Annotated in this window: 14 protein-coding genes and 1 pseudogene; 8 read left to right on the top strand and 7 right to left on the bottom strand. The window is 68.1% G+C overall.

Translation table 11 applies throughout. The features are described 5' to 3' along the window. Window positions 1-339: 339 nt before the first annotated feature. The gene (locus ACJA3G_RS01135; RefSeq protein ID WP_406550932.1) at window positions 340-1,569 is read right to left on the bottom strand and encodes a flavin-containing monooxygenase; all 1,230 of its coding nucleotides are present in this window, start codon (window positions 1,567-1,569) and stop codon (window positions 340-342) included. 325 nt (window positions 1,570-1,894) lie between these two features. Between ACJA3G_RS01135 and ACJA3G_RS01130 the strand changes: the two genes are divergently transcribed. The 4 genes from ACJA3G_RS01130 to ACJA3G_RS01115 all read left to right on the top strand — a co-directional run bounded on the left by ACJA3G_RS01130 (window position 1,895) and on the right by ACJA3G_RS01115 (window position 4,866). After that, window positions 1,895-2,530 (top strand): ABC transporter ATP-binding protein, encoded by a 636-nt coding sequence (locus ACJA3G_RS01130; protein ID WP_406550931.1) that lies wholly within the window; start codon window positions 1,895-1,897, stop codon window positions 2,528-2,530. After that, window positions 2,527-3,318, top strand: coding sequence for a hypothetical protein (locus tag ACJA3G_RS01125; protein WP_406550930.1), 792 nt, complete (start codon window positions 2,527-2,529; stop codon window positions 3,316-3,318). The genes ACJA3G_RS01130 and ACJA3G_RS01125 overlap by 4 nt, the downstream gene beginning before the upstream one ends. A gap of 227 nt (window positions 3,319-3,545) precedes the next feature. Continuing rightward, on the top strand, window positions 3,546-4,100 hold the full coding sequence (locus ACJA3G_RS01120; protein WP_406550929.1) for a GNAT family N-acetyltransferase: 555 nt from the start codon (window positions 3,546-3,548) through the stop codon (window positions 4,098-4,100). 403 nt (window positions 4,101-4,503) lie between these two features. Continuing rightward, complete coding sequence (locus ACJA3G_RS01115) at window positions 4,504-4,866, top strand: hypothetical protein (protein ID WP_406550928.1); 363 nt, start codon at window positions 4,504-4,506, stop codon at window positions 4,864-4,866. 91 nt (window positions 4,867-4,957) lie between these two features. Here ACJA3G_RS01115 and ACJA3G_RS01110 read toward each other — a convergent pair whose 3' ends face one another. Both ACJA3G_RS01110 and ACJA3G_RS01105 read right to left on the bottom strand, forming a co-directional pair. Then, complete coding sequence (locus tag ACJA3G_RS01110) at window positions 4,958-5,299, bottom strand: STAS domain-containing protein (RefSeq protein WP_406550927.1); 342 nt, start codon at window positions 5,297-5,299, stop codon at window positions 4,958-4,960. 424 nt (window positions 5,300-5,723) lie between these two features. Continuing rightward, entirely contained in the window at window positions 5,724-5,888 is a 165-nt protein-coding gene (locus ACJA3G_RS01105; protein ID WP_406550926.1) for a hypothetical protein, read from the bottom strand. Window positions 5,889-6,351: 463 nt separating this feature from the next. Between ACJA3G_RS01105 and ACJA3G_RS01100 the strand changes: the two genes are divergently transcribed. Both ACJA3G_RS01100 and ACJA3G_RS01095 read left to right on the top strand, forming a co-directional pair. Further along, window positions 6,352-6,624, top strand: a complete 273-nt coding sequence (locus tag ACJA3G_RS01100; RefSeq protein WP_406550925.1) for a hypothetical protein — start codon at window positions 6,352-6,354, stop codon at window positions 6,622-6,624. 309 nt (window positions 6,625-6,933) lie between these two features. After that, window positions 6,934-7,665 (top strand): hypothetical protein, encoded by a 732-nt coding sequence (locus ACJA3G_RS01095; protein ID WP_405816989.1) that lies wholly within the window; start codon window positions 6,934-6,936, stop codon window positions 7,663-7,665. A gap of 444 nt (window positions 7,666-8,109) precedes the next feature. Here ACJA3G_RS01095 and ACJA3G_RS01090 read toward each other — a convergent pair. The 3 genes and pseudogenes from ACJA3G_RS01090 to ACJA3G_RS01080 all read right to left on the bottom strand — a co-directional run. Then, window positions 8,110-8,241: pseudogene (locus ACJA3G_RS01090) on the bottom strand (IS630 family transposase); the annotation flags it as partial. Window positions 8,242-8,245: 4 nt separating this feature from the next. Continuing rightward, window positions 8,246-9,904 (bottom strand): FG-GAP-like repeat-containing protein, encoded by a 1,659-nt coding sequence (locus tag ACJA3G_RS01085; RefSeq protein ID WP_406550924.1) that lies wholly within the window; start codon window positions 9,902-9,904, stop codon window positions 8,246-8,248. Window positions 9,905-9,972: 68 nt separating this feature from the next. After that, window positions 9,973-10,692 carry a hypothetical protein gene (locus ACJA3G_RS01080; RefSeq protein WP_406550923.1) on the bottom strand — a complete coding sequence of 240 codons (720 nt, stop codon included), beginning with the start codon at window positions 10,690-10,692 and terminating at the stop codon, window positions 9,973-9,975. Between the two features lie 298 nt (window positions 10,693-10,990). On the opposite strand from ACJA3G_RS01080, the gene ACJA3G_RS01075 reads away from it, so the two are divergent. Both ACJA3G_RS01075 and ACJA3G_RS01070 read left to right on the top strand, forming a co-directional pair. Then, window positions 10,991-12,088: a hypothetical protein gene (locus ACJA3G_RS01075; protein WP_406550922.1), complete on the top strand. Its 1,098-nt coding sequence runs from the start codon at window positions 10,991-10,993 to the stop codon at window positions 12,086-12,088. A 43-nt stretch (window positions 12,089-12,131) separates the two neighbouring features. Then, window positions 12,132-12,620, top strand: a complete 489-nt coding sequence (locus tag ACJA3G_RS01070) for a hypothetical protein (RefSeq protein ID WP_406550921.1) — start codon at window positions 12,132-12,134, stop codon at window positions 12,618-12,620. Window positions 12,621-12,666: 46 nt separating this feature from the next. Here ACJA3G_RS01070 and ACJA3G_RS01065 read toward each other — a convergent pair whose 3' ends face one another. Further along, window positions 12,667-14,193 carry an RICIN domain-containing protein gene (locus tag ACJA3G_RS01065; RefSeq protein ID WP_406550920.1) on the bottom strand — a complete coding sequence of 509 codons (1,527 nt, stop codon included), beginning with the start codon at window positions 14,191-14,193 and terminating at the stop codon, window positions 12,667-12,669. Window positions 14,194-14,331: the final 138 nt, after the last annotated feature.

The following is a 14,331-nucleotide window of genomic DNA, read 5'->3' as shown; positions in this document are numbered from 1 at the left end:
TCGGGAACGTCGCAAGCCCGCAGATGAGTGGCCGCCATGATCAGTTCAACCCCCGAAGGCATCCTCGGTTCCGCCGACGGGCCGGACATCGGTGTTTCATGTGTGCTGCTCATGAAACACCCCCGGCGAACAGGGCGGGGCCGGGCGAAGCTGGTGCTGGTCGCCGCGATCGGCCGGCACCGTGGAGGGGGTCCGACCGATGCCCCTCCGCAAGTGGTGGGGCTGGACTTCGCCCTGACCGTCGCCGCCGGCCCGGCGCGACGCTGCCTCCGATCGCTACCGCAGCATCGACTCGGACTACCGGGTATACCGCTGGAGGGACATGCTCCCGAGGCTCCGTCAGTCCGGAGCGTGTCCTGTGGGAAGGGTGTCGGCCGAGTGGTCGCCCACCTGGGGGCCGAGAACTGGTGTCCGCGCGGTCTCGCGGCGGAACGCATGGGCGATGGCGCGCGCCTCGATGCCCGCCTGGCGGAGAACACCTGTAAGGGGATTGGTGTACCCGGCGAAGTGCAGGCGCGGAGCTTCGGGGTGGGTCTGCGCCCCTACGGCGAGAGGCTGCCCGTCCTCGTCGAGAATGCCCAGGGACCCGACCAGGTCGTGCAGGTTGGTCCGGTACCCGGTGGCGGCGATGACCGTGTCGGGCCGCAGTCGGGTGCCGTCGGCCAGTACCACGTCGGGGCCGTCGAACGCCTGGACGGCGGAGACCGGCTCGACCCGGCCCGACCGGACGGCGTCCACGAAGCCGTGGTCGAGCACCGGGTTGACCCCTTCGCGGGCATGGCGGGTGTACAAGCCCGTCTGCGGTCGCGGCAATCCCCGCGAGGTCAGGTCGGGCACCGCGAGACGTTGCGTGAGCAGGGAGGTGCGGTCGCGCCACGTTACGGGAAGGACTTCCGTCAACCGGCCGACCGCATGCCATCGGGCGCTGGAGCGGGGCAGGATGTTGGGTGGGGTGCGGACTGAGATCCACACCCGTTCGGCTCCGGCTTCGGCCAGGACGCCGGCGATCTCCGTACCGCTGTTACCCGCGCCGACCACCAGGACGTGTTGCCCGCGGTACGGGTCCGGAGAGCGGTAGTGGGCCGAGTGCAGCAGCGTGCCGGTGAAGGTCGCACGCCCGGGCCAGTGGGGGATGTTCGGGGCGTGGCAGCGGCCGGTGGCCACCACGACCGCGTCCGTGGGGATGGGGCCGTCCGGGGTGTGGACCAGCCACCGGGGGCCAGAGCCGGGCCCGGCCCGCTCGATGCGCAGCACCGGGGTGGTCAGCCGAACGTCGAGCTGGTGGTGGGCGACGTAGTTCTCCAGGTAGCGCACGTAGTCGTCCCGGCTCACCCATGGACCGGCCTGGCGCGGCACCGGCAAGCCGGGGAGTTTTGAGGTGCCTGGGGTGGTGTGTAGGCGCAGATGGTCGTATCGCTCCGCCCAGCTGGCCCCTACTCGGTCCGACCGTTCCAGGATCACAGTCGGCGTGCCGGAGCGGCGCAGTAGCGCGGCGGCAGCCAGGCCGTGGGGGCCGGCCCCGATCACGATCGTGGGAGCGTTGACGTCTCGCTGCGGTGTAAAAGGCATCACCTCCTTCAACGGCGGGCGGCGGTTCACGTCACGCGGATGCACGAGGCTTGTGGAGCGGCGATGTTCGACTGTTCACCGGAACGGTGGCGGCTGCCGTTACAGCGGCGGTACGGACTCGTTGACACCGTGCAGCAGCGTGCCGCGCTCAAAGGGAGGGGATCGGTCCGCGCGGGGCCGAAACCGTTCGGGCCAGGCGCTGTTGAGCCAGGAGCCGGATCGGGCAGCGGACATGAGTCTGGCGGCACCGGCCCTCTGCGACGGGCTCGTCGGGCTCGTCTTCCGGGTCGGCCCGCTACACCCATCCGTCTTTCGAGGGGCTTTTGTGCAGGCAGTGACGACGTGCCACCGGCCGCGGCTGCGGATCAGCGGAGTGTGCAAGGCGTACGGCGGCCGACAGGTGCTGCGGGATGTGGACCTTGATGTGTCTGCCGGGACGCTGGTGGGGGTCGTCGGCGAAAACGGGGCCGGCAAGAGCACTCTGCTGCAAATCGCCGTAGGACACCTCGCACCTGATCGCGGAAGGGTGACACGGACCGGGCCGGTGGGGTACTGCCCGCAGCAAGCGGTACTGAATGATGCGTTCACCGTCGGACAGCATCTGCGGTTGTTCCAGATGGCCTACGGGCTGCCGACACTGGAGCGCGCCGGCGAGCTGATGGAGCTGCTGGCGCTGTCCGACTGCCGGCGACAGCAGGTCGGCCAACTCAGTGGGGGAATGCGGCAGAAGCTGAACCTGCTGATCGCTCTCATGCACGATCCGCAGTTACTGGTCCTGGACGAGCCCTACCAGGGCTTCGACTGGGACACCCACCAGCGGTTCTGGAACCTGGCCGCCGAACTGCGTGATCAAGGCCGGTCGATCATCGTGGTCTCTCACTTGCTGCACGACCTGCACCACTTCGACGCGATCGCCCACCTGCGCCAGGGCCGTCTGCACTTCGAGGAGGCCAACCTTTGAGGCTCTCCTGGGCGGCATTCACCGAACTGCTGCGCTGCACTCTGCGGGGCCACCTACGCAATCGGCTGGCCTTGGTTCTGGCGGTCGCGTTCATCCCTGTCTGGATCGGCGTGGCACGCTTGTGCACCTCGGACCAAACGGTGCGCATCTGGCTCGACGCGGTCAGCACCCCCGTCTCGGCCCCGGCCAGCCAACTGGGGCAGGTGGCCAGCGCACTGGGCGCCGTCACCCTGGTCGCCGGCTTCATCACCTTCACCGAGACCTTCCTGTCCCGGCAGATGGACCGCCGTCTGCTGCTGGCCGGCTACCCCCGGCTGCCGATACTGCTGGCGAAGCTTGCTGCCGTCGCCCTCACCGCCGCCGCGCTGGCCTTCTACACCACGATCCTGCTGTGGATCTCCCTGCCCGTACGCCACGCAACACCCCTGGCGCTGGCCCTTGCAGGCGCCGGCCTCGCCTACGGCGGCATCGGCCTTCTACTCGGCTCTCTGGTCCGCGGCGAGCTGGAGGGCTTCTTCCTCATCATCATGCTCAGCCTGGTCGACACGGGCCTGCAGAATCCCGTCTTCAACACGCTGATGGATGTGGCAGGCGTGTCTGCGCTTCCTCTGTACGGCGTGAACCAGTTGGCGCTGAGCTCTGCTCTCACCCCGCACATCCCGTGGTCCTACGGCTTGCTCTCGCTCACCTGGTCCGCAGCGACCGGCGCCCTGGCGCTGCTCGTCCTCCACACTCAGCGTCCTTCCCGCTCCCCGTTGTCGCGCAGGGCGGGGGCCCGGACGGGGTGATCACGGTGAGGGTGTTTTTCCTCCAGGGCCCTGGTTGTCGTGGGCCACGGCACTACCCGGCTTCCGGCCATGTGAGCCGTCCGACTTGCGACAGGCTTCACTGCCGGGTGCTGTTCAGCGGGCCGGCGTCGAGGGCGTAGGGGAGCGGGGCTCTTCTCGGATGCTCCGGCGCATGCGAGGTACGGCACGTAGCCTGGGAGGAATCGAGAGCTGCCTGGAGCGGTCCCATGGAGATCACGTGGCGTCGGATCGAGGAGCGGGACTTTCCTCTGCTGCGAAGGTGGCTTCAGCAGCCCCATGTGAGGCGCTGGTGGAATCACGAGACCACAGCGGAGGCGGTGGCACGCGATTTCGGTCCCGCTGCTCGAGGCGAGGAACCCTCGGAGGACCTCCTTGCCTTCCTCGAAGGTCGACCGGTCGGTCTCGTGCAGCGTTCACGCCTGCACGACTACCCCGAGTATCTGGCCGAGGTGGCGGCCATCGTCCCTGTGCCTGATGAGGCGATGACCATTGACTACCTGATCGGCGATTCCCGCCAGACCGGCCAGGGCATCGGGACGGCGATGATCCGCTCCGTCATTACGCGGACCTGGGCCGAACACCCGGCCGTCCCATGCGTTGTCATCCCAGTGGTGGCAGCCAACCGCCGCTCGTGGCGGGCGCTGGAGCGAGCAGGGCTGAGACGGGTCGGGGTCGGAAACCTGGAGCCGGACAACCCGGTCGATGACCACACCCACTACCTCTACCGCATCGACCGGCCGCAGACACAGACCGGCGCCTGACGGTCGCGCCCACCCGTCAACCCGAACGCACAGCCTCGCCCGTTCCAGCGCACATCCGCCAAGTGGACCGCCGGGAGCGCAGGTGCGGGGGCGATGGGGGGAGTTGGCCTTGTCCCGGGCCGCGGGACTGCGCACGGCCGCTGCACGAAGGCGACTGCCGACTCTGCCGGGCCGCGAAGGGGACCGCGCCCGATCGCGCCCTCGGCCACAACACCGCCGCGTGAAGCGGGATCGGCCGCACGAACTCGTCAAGGACCGTAGCGGACGGGAGAACGAGACGCTGATGCTGTGTGGTTCCAGCCATCGGGGTGCCGTTTTCGGTCTATCGCCGGTTGGTCGCGTCGTCTGTCCGGGTGACCGGCGTCATGGGCCGGCATGTGGCGGGGCATTGTGCCGCAAGGAGGTGGGCAAGGACATGACGGTGTGGGTGACGCAAACGCATCAAGACCTTCATGAACCGCAGCGTGTGCATCTGTACGCCCTGCACCGTTTTCCTGATCTTTCCGCGGCTGCGACCCGCTTCTCCTGGACCGCACGGCAGGTCCAACGGGCTGCGGCGGAAGGCCTGGTGTATTGCGTGGACGGCCTCGACCACACCATCACCTGCCGCCCGCAGCCGCCCGCAGAAGCGATTCGTCGTGCGCGCCGCCCCTGGACCCTCCACCTCCATCACACCAAAAGCCAAGAGGTCGTCCAGACCTTCCCCGGCGCGGTCACAACGCGCCGCCTGGCCTCTTTCGTCACCGGCTCGGAGAAGGCCTCCTAGTCTGCCCCGGCCTGGATGCTCCGGCGCTCAGACCGTGTGAGCGGCCTGCCGCGGTGCGGGTCGGCCCGGAGTACTGGTTCGGCTCACCCTCTCAGTCATCGAGCTGGGTGGATGAGGGTGTGTCGGGGAGCAGGGGGGCGAGTTCGAGGGCGGGGTTCATTTCGGTGGCGAGGAGCAGCAGCCGCAGTGGCTGGGGCGCGAGGTTGGTCACGGTCGTCTTGCGGCGCGGGCCCTGGGGTGAGTGGTGTTCGAAGAGCAGGTGGAGGCCCGCGACGTCCATGAAGCGGGCATCGTGCAGGTCCCAGACCAGCTCGGTCACCTGAGGCGGCAGCCCCGCAGCGGCGGCGCGGAGCGTGGGCAGAGTGGCGTAGTCGATGTCTCCGTGCACGGTGACGTGGGCGGTAGTGCCGTCGATCCGCAGGGTGAAGTGCATGGTGGGCGGCCCCCTTCTCGGGGGTGAGGAGCCCAAGGGCGAAGCGCCCCGTGAGAGGGGCGGGCCGACGATGGCGGGAGCTGGATGCCCTGGAAGGGGGCAACGCCCAGAACCCGAAGACCGGCACTCGTGGTGCCGGTCGGTCTCGTGTCCGTCCATTGTCGCACGACGAGACCTGCGGGACGGGGGCCTGTCGTTGCCAGTCCTATCGACCCGCGCGTCGATCGGCCGCTCAGGCGAAGGGGACCAGGCCGGGCGGCCGTGAGTGCACGTGAGGGAGATGGCCAGGAGACGAGCGATTCCCCCATTGTTCGAGCCGCTCGATCTGCTGCAGGGTCTCCTGGACGTCAGGCGGCTCGACGGCATTGCGCAGGCAGACGGTCCGGATGCGCGCAGGGGCGCGCAGCTGGCCTGAAATCAGTGATCACCACAGGCGTGGCTCTTCACCAAGGCGACGCAGCCGGTCGAACGTCCGGCGCCTGCCGACGGATACCGTGACGGCATGCCTGCCGACATCGCCTTCGCCACCGCCGAGCATCTGATCTGACCCGACGGGCAAGAACAGCGTGCTCGGCTGCTGGCTCGTCATCAGGTCCCGGACGGTGGATGTACAAGACCGCGATGACCCTGTGGAACGCGAGCGAGCGCGGCGAGATCGAATCCCCTCCACGCCGATCCGTTCCCGGGGCGGCCCGGGCCCGCGTACCTGCGCAGGCTGCGGGCCCGGCGTGCCGTCCCTCTGTCCGGGACGGTGCCTGCACGCTACGCGCAGCAAAAGCGCGAAGACGCGTACGGTACGCAAGGCGGCGGGCTGGCTACCGCTGTTGCTCGTAGAACCAGCTACCAGCCACCAGCCACTCGTCACCATGCCGGGCGGGTCCTGGCCACCGGCGAGGCCTTCGGCCGTCCCGCCCACCACAAAGTCGGCATTACGCCCCGCCGCGGCACCTGAGGCTCCGCCCGCCTGAACCGTCAGGGAGCCGACAAGGTTGGATGGCTCCATGGTGAGACGAAAGCGGGAGAAGAAGAGGCGACCTCGACCTCCCGTCGGCATGCCGAAGGGCATCATCCTGCTCGCGACGCCAGAAGGCTGGTGCCACAGAGTCCTCACCGTGGAAGGCGGGATGCTCTGCGGGCGCCTCGTCGGCCTTCCGGTCAACGCCGACCCAGCCGCGGCACGGGCCGCCGCGACGGCCATGGTGGTGGGGCTGGCACACGACTTCCACGAACTACACGTCGACGTGGCCTGGGAGCCGCCCAGCGAACCGGGATCCTGCACCGCCCAGGTCACTGTTGGCCCGACCCTGCCGAACGCTCATGGTTAAGCGCCAGTCTGAGCGCCCCCGGGCGCTGCTCCAGGACCGCTAGTGCTGTGACCGGGAAGGTTCACCGTGTCGCGACGGCCGACACGGCGCCTCGACGCGTTGTCGGACCACCGAGGTACGTCCGGTAGGAGCCGTGCCCTCCGCCTTGCGATGCACCGCACGGGCCGCCGGCCGGGCGACCGCCTTACGGTTGGTGAGCTTCGCGCCCCGGTCCGGGCTCACACTCGCTGCCCCGCCCTCTCGGCCGGAAGGGACGGGGCAGGCGAATATTCGGATGTGCGTGCGGCGCGGAGTTGCTAGGTTCGCCGTGTGCCGAAGCTGAATCAGATCATCGCAGTCGAAAAGGGCGTCAAGTCCAAGGCTCTCCAGGAGCTCACCCAGGCTCACCAGGACGTGCAGAAGCCCGCCCTGCTGGCCGGCATCTCTCGGACCTACCAGCCCAAGGACGAGGAGGGCGAGCAACTGCCGCCCGAGTCCACGCGGGTGCAGATCAAGGCCGAGGACGCTCTGCGGGCGACCGCCGGGACGCTGACGCGGCTCTTCGACGTGACCGCGACGAAGGACTGGGCGAACCGGTCCGCGGTCGCGGACGTGGTGGTCGACGGTACGGTGCTGTTGCCCCAGGTGCCCGTCCCGTACCTGTTGTTCCTGGAGAAGCAGCTCACCGACTTGCACACCTTCGTGCGCAAGCTGCCGGTGCTCGACGCCTCCGAGTCGTGGAACCTGGACCCCTCGACGGACTCGTGGAAGACGGACCCGGTGCGGACCATCCGCACCAAGAAGGTTCCGCGCAACCACGTGAAGGCCGAGGCCACGGAGAAGCACCCGGCGCAGGTTGAGGTGTACTACGAGGACGTTCCGGTCGGTTACTGGACCACGGTGAAGTTCTCCGGCGCGCTGCCCGCGCGGCGGGTCAACGAGCTCCTCGACCGCGTCGAGAAGCTCCAGCAGGCCGTCAAGTTCGCCCGCGAGGAGGCGAACAACACCGAGGTAACCGACCAGCGGGTCGGCGACGCGGTATTCGGCTACCTCTTCCGGTAGCCCCCACATACGCCCTCCGTTGCGAGCGGAGGGTGCGCGATGAGCGCAAGCTGAAACTGATGTTGAAGCTGATGAAGGGGTGTCAGTTGGGGGTTCGAATCCCTCTCCCCGCACCGCAGGCGGGGGTGGCCCAAGCCTGGCAGAGGCGGCCCCGTGAAACTCAGATTCTCGCTCCAGTCTCAGTATTCGCCGCCGAACACCGGATCGACCGAGCGTGGGCGAACATCGACGGATGGGGGTTCAAGTCCCCCCGGCGCCTCTCTCGTGGCGCTGTAGTTCAAAGGCAGAACACGTCGATCTCAACATGACCCGCGGTTCTTAAACGCCGCCGGTGTGCGCAAATGGGTGGCAAGCTGGAGCCCGGGAGCTGGACATGCTCCCGGGCTCCGTCATGTTCCGGCCGCGGCTTGTGCTGTGACCGGGAAGGTTCACCGGGCTGAGTGGTCAGACCGCGGTGGGTAGGGGTCTGCCGCCCCAGCGGATGCTTCTTTCGCTGCGGATTCGGGCACGTTCGCGTCGTTGGGCGGCCAGGACGTCGAGGTGGCGGGCAGTCTGGTTGCGCCAACGCAGGTAGGCGAGATCATCGGGTCCTGAAGCGACGGAAGAGGTTGCGGGCCACGTACACTCCCGGGCCGCCGAAGCCGACGATGTCCATGCGTCCGTCGCCGGTGATGTCGGCGAGGTAGCGGGGGTGGCGTCCGACCCGCCAGGCGCCGGCGGCGTCAGCGTATCCGAAGCCGCGGCACACCAGTTGGGCCTGTTCGAACCCGCCGTCGCCGCGGGCATGCGAGACCCAGACCCCCTCGTCGCCGAAGCCGACGACATCCGGTGTGCTGTCGCCGGTGACGTCGACGAGTAACCGGAGGTGTTTGTCGCTGCTCCACCCCTGGTCGTGGCCGAAGTCGTTCAGGACGAGCTTCGCGGGCTCGAACGTTCCGTCGCCGCGTCCGTGCGCGACGACGACGCCCTGCGGGCTGAATCCGACGATGTCCACCGCACCGCCCGGGGTGGTCGGGACCAGGAACCGGGGGTGCTCGGCGACGGAGCTCCATCCCTGGTCGATCCCGAAGTCATCCAGGACGTACAGGGGTTCGGCGAACGAGCCGTCCTCGTCCTGGAGGGATACCCAGACGCCGTCGTCGTGGCATCCGATGAGGTCGAGCCTGCCGTCGCCGGTGGTGTCGGCGAGGAAGCGGGGGTGCTTGTCGGTGTCCCAGCCGCCCGCCTCCTCGTCACGGCCGAACGCCTTGAGGACCGGCTTCCCGCCCGCGGGCGCGAACGTCCCGTCGTCCTGCTGGGCGGAGACCCGCACTCCGTCCGCGGACAGTACGACCAGGTGGGGCCTGTTGTCCCCCGCCAGGTCCGCGAACGTCCACAGATCCGCCGGGTTCGCGGAGGGCGCGGCCTGGTGCAGGACACGTTCGGCGTCGTCGAACGTGCCGTCGCCCCTGCTGGAAGACGTCATCACCCCCTTCGGGATCCTGATCCCCACGATGTCGTGCCGTCCCGTTCCCGTGGTGTCGGCGAGGAAGCGCGCGTCAGCCCCGGCCCACCAGCCCGGCCGTCCACCCAGAGGGCCATTGCCTGACGTTTCCTTCCAGCTGCCGACGGTCTGGTCGCTGCCGAACCGTTCGAGGACCAGCAGCATGTCGCTGAAGGAGGGCGTCGCCTCGGGAGCAGGCCGCAGCGCGGCCGAGCGGGTCAGCCGCCAGGACCGGCGGCCGTTCCAGTGGCTCAGCGGCGCCCAACCCAGTGCGGGGTCACTGGTGCGCTCGGGTTGTGTGGGGACGAACCGCCAGCGCTGGCTCTGTGCGCTGTCGTCGTACGGGCGCAGTACGACCCGCAGGTCGTCCGGGCCGGGGCCTTGGTCGGCTACATCAAGGACGGTGCCGTCGGTCGCGGTCTCGATGACGTACAGACCCGCTTCACCCTCGACGGGGACGATGCGCCACTGCTGGCCCTTCTTGCCGCTGGAGGCATCTGCTCGACGGACACCGTGGTCCGCGCCGGCCGGGTTGTCGAGGACCTTGCTGCCTGCCGCGTCGCGGATCACGTACGCCTCGTCGTCCTGCGCGGTGGGCAAGGGGGTGAGCTGCCAGAGTTGTGGACTCGGGTTGCCATCGGTGAGGTGACGGATGACCAGGGGGCCGTCCGCGCCAGACGCGGCCGTGGTGCCGAGGGTCTTCCCCGTGGCGGCGTTGACGATCTCCAGTTTCAGTTCTTCCATGGGCACGGGCATCGTGATGCCTCTTCCAGGTGGTGCGGACGGTGGCTCGGGACACGTGGGGCGCGGGGATGGCCGCGGGGCTACGTGAAGACGTGGTGGTACGGGACGTTCCACTCGCTGGGCAGCCGCGGGTAGAACGTGTTGATGACCGTTCCGGTGAAGTCCCCGCCCCAGTTGTAGGTGAGGCGTGCTTCGCTGTCGGCGGTCACCGCGTGGTCCTTGAACCCGAGGATGGCGTCGGGGTGGGTGATCGGCACGAAGGTGATCCCGCCCCACGGCGTCACCGTGACGACCCACAGCTGGGTGTCCTCGGCTGCGCCGTTCTTCCCGCGCCACTTGTCGCCGACCTTGTCGGGCAGGCCCACCTGCATGGTGTCGGCCGTGCTCTTGGGGGCCTCCTGGTGGACGGTGACCCGCCTGCGCTGTGGCCTGGGCGCGCCGTCGTCACCGCGCCCGTCCTTGCCTGCGCCCGCACCGGCCGGTTCCGGCTCCACCTGGCCTGCGGCGCTCTCGATGAAGTACAGCGGTCGCTGCCCGAAGAAGCCGGCGGGGGTGATGTACCAGAGGTGTCCCGACGCGTCCTTCGTGGCCGGGTCGAGTGCGGTGGCCAGCTTGATGCCCTTGTCGTGGCTCTCCTTCGCCAGCTCGGCGGGTCGCAGGTAGCCGCCGTTGAAGGCGTGGACGAGCATGACCGGCCGGTTCTCCACCAGCGCCGCCACGATCGCGTTGTCGTAGCTGTTCACCGCCACGGGACCGCCGACCACCAGATTCGCCATTGCTGTGCGTTCTTGGGTGTACATCGCGAAACCTCACCTCTTTCTTATTCGGGAATACAGGAACCTTGATCCTGAATAGGCAGAAAACGTGCCGGGCATCCGGTTCTGAATTCCTATATTGATGGGCAGCGCTTTAAAGCTAGCGACTTGTTCCGTCGGGTGAGAACAGCCAGAGTGTGCGATTCACTCGATTGGGGGTGATGTGCGAAAGGGGCTTCCCATGGAATTGGAGCCCGTGTTAGCGTCGATTTCCGCAAGGCACGTACATGTGGTTCTCCATTCCATCAAGCGCGGTTCGATCGGAATCAGTCGAGGACGGGTAATGCCTTCTAACGCGTACAACCTGAGTCAGGCCAAGCGCCAGCCGCTGACGAAGAAGAATCTGGGGGAACTTGGCATCACCCAGAACTGGCAGTCCATCCTGAACCATCCCAACCTGGTCTACGTCGACTCCTCCGGGGTGCAGCACAAGCCCATCGGGTTCTCCGTGAACAAGTCGACCTTCGGCACCATCCCCAGCTCCGGCTTCCAGCTGGGCTGGCTCTCCTACATGAATCTGGGGGAGCCGCTGATCGAGGAGCGGCTGAACATCGCCCAGCCGCCGGCCGACACATTTTCCTCGCGTTCGTACGTCAACCGCAGCCAGACGACCCCGATGAACTTCACCGACTCGGTCGATTTCACCGTGTCGAATGGTGTCACGTGGTCATTGCACGGAGACGCCAAGCTCACTTTCGGCGGAAGTGTCAGCGCCTCCCTGCAACTCCAGTTGCAGAACCAGCTCCGGCTCGATCTCCAGTCGCAGCAGCAGACGCAGTCGCAGAACGAGCAGGCGAACCGGAACACGGACACCGTCACCAACAAGAACAGCAAGGACAGCATCGGGGTGGACAACGCCCACGCCTCCGAGATGTCCTCCAGGAACGCCGTCTCAAATTCCGCGTCGAACGGGATGACCAACTCGGTGGGGTTCACGACCACGGGCAGCGCCACCGGCAGCGCGTCGCTCAACGCACAATTGGCGCTGGGTATCGCGGCCACCGTCGGTGGGTCTCTGACCACCAGCTGGGCGTCGAAGTCACAGATCTCCGGCGAGGTCCCGCCCAACTCCCGCGTGACGACCCTCGTCACCCAGCGGCGCACCCGCAAGCAGTACTCCTACGAGCTCCCGGTGACCTTCTCCGGGTTGATCGCGGTGTACTACAGCGTGCCAGTGGCGGTCCTGTCTCCCCCACAGCAGGGGACTCACCCCGGCCTCGACCGGATGGTGGCCCGCGACATCGGGGACATCGAGCTGACGGCCGGCGGCTTCCGGATGCAGGGGTCGGCCGAGGTCGTCTCCGCGCTGGACGTTCATCACACGATGTTCGACATCGAGGACCTGACCGACAGTCAGCGATCGCTGCACAAGCAGCCGTGACCGGGCGGCGCCGCCGCCACGACGACAACCAGGGGTGACAACCATGGTGTTCGACAACGTTTTCAACTCCGCGGGACAGGGTGCGGGTCTCTTCTCGGTGACCACCGACAGCCTCAAACCGCAGCCGGGTGCGGGCGTCGACTTCGAGGACTCCGAGGACGACACGTACGACGACACGAGCACGAGCCTGTTCAACAGCGCGATCCACGGGGCATCCTCGCGCGCGAAGATCGTGCAGGAGCAGTCGCCCGAGGCTCGGGCGGTGCTGGGGTTCCTCGGCTCTTTCATCCAGACCACCCAGGCGTCGGCCGGGGCGCAGGCCCAGTACGCCCAGGATCCCGGCTCGGTGACCAGGGCGGCCTCGGACGGGATGAGGGAGGCGAGCGCGACGGTGACGGACCACGGCGACCTCCAGAAGGACGGAGACCTGGAGAACAGGCCGAAGAAGAGCGACTACTCCAAGGCCCCCAAGGCGCCGGCAGCACCCAAGGCACCCAAGCCCGCCGCCGAGGACCCACCCGGTTCCCCGTAGTGCCCGACTGTTGGGGGCAGAGGCGAGGAGCCTCTGCCCCCGACACTCATCCGGGGAGCAACTGCCACTGCCGGCTGCGGTGGTCGCCCTCGGCCCCGTGCTGCCTGACCGGCGTGCGGGCGTTGGTGTCGACCCGCAGGAGCAGACCGCTGTTGCCGTTGGCGATCTCGAACACCCGCGGGGTGCCGGTCACCGGGCTCACCGGGATCAGCCGCCACTGCTGATGGCGTGCGCCGGCGCCCTCGTAGGCGCGCTGCACCACGACCGCCCCGGCGTCCTCCAGCGCGTCGACGACCTCCAGGACCTTGCCGCTGCGCACGTTCTCGATCCGGTACAGGACCTCACCCTCGGCCTGACCCGCCGCCACCAGCCGCCATCGCTGGTGGTCCCGGGAGACGGGCAGGGACTGGTGGACCTCGGCGCCGTCCCTTGTGGACTCGCGCAGAACTCCCATCCGCAGCCTGCTGCGGATGTTGGCCCAGCGGACGACTGTGCCCGATTCGGGCAGACCGGCCGTCTTCGAAGAAGTGATCTTCCGGATCCGGTGGTTCAAGTGGTCAGCGATGAACAGGGTGTCGACGCAGTCCAGCGCGAGCCCGAACGGGTAGTTCAGCTGCGCCGAGGCGGGCAGCCCGTCGTCGCCGCCGAAACCGGCGTTGCCCGTACCGGCCACCGTGCTGATCGTCCCGTCCGCCGTGACCTTCCGGACCCGGTGGTTGCTGTAGTCGGAAATGTAGAGGGTGCCGGTGCTGTCCACCGCCACCCCCACCGGACCGTTCAGCTTCGCCGACACCGCCGGGCCGTCGTCACCGCTGAAACCCGCGGTCCCGGTGCCAGCCACCGTGCTGATCCCGCCGTCCGGATCGATCTTCCGGATCCGGTGGTTGGCGTAGTCGGCGATGTAGATGTTGTCCGCATCGTCCACTGCCAACCCGTGGGGATTCCTGAGCTGGGCGACGGCTGCTGGGCCACCGTCCCCCTTGAATCCGGCCTGCCCCGTCCCCGCGACGGTGTTGATGGTCCCGTCGGTCGCGACCTTCCGGATTCGGTTGTTGTAGTACTCACTGATGTGCAGCTCACCTGCGCTGTTCAGCGCCAGCCCCACCGGGAGGTTGAGCCGTGCGCCGGTGGCGGGGCCGCCGTCACCCGCGAAGCCCGCGGTGCCGGTACCGGCCACCGTGCTGATGGTCCCGTCGGCCGTGACCTTACGGATCCGGTGGTTGTTCGTGTCCGCGATGTAGAGGGTGCCGGTGCTGTCCACCACCACCTCACGCGGGTAGTTCAGCTGAGCGGAGACCGCCGGGCCGCCGTCTCCCTTGAATGCGGCCTGCCCGGTCCCGGCGACGGTGCTGATCCTCCCGTCGGTCGTGATCCTGCGAACCCGGTTGTTGTAGAAGTCGGAGAGGTACAAAGTGCCGTTGGCATCCAGTGCGATCCCGTACGGGCGGTTCAACTGAGCCTCCACCGCAGGCTCGTTGTCCCCCTTGTACGCGGCGACGCCGGTCCCCGCGACGGTGCTGATCGCAGCGGCGGGGCTGCCGTCGTCCGTAACTGCCTCTTGGGCGGTGCTCATGATCATCCCTTCCGTACCGTGGCCGGCCCGTGCCAGGCTCCTCGCCGTCCCCCAGGAGCACGGCGTCGACGCGGGCGATTTCCGGGGCATACGCCGGTAACGGCTGGCAGGCCGGGGGCGCCGTCCTCGGCCATGAGG

Origin of the sequence: Streptomyces sp. YS-3, from assembly GCF_045257485.1 — a bacterium.
Taxonomy (GTDB): domain Bacteria; phylum Actinomycetota; class Actinomycetes; order Streptomycetales; family Streptomycetaceae; genus Streptomyces.
The sequence above is the reverse complement of the archived record's forward strand: the minus strand, read 5'-3'. Positions and strand labels throughout refer to the sequence as shown.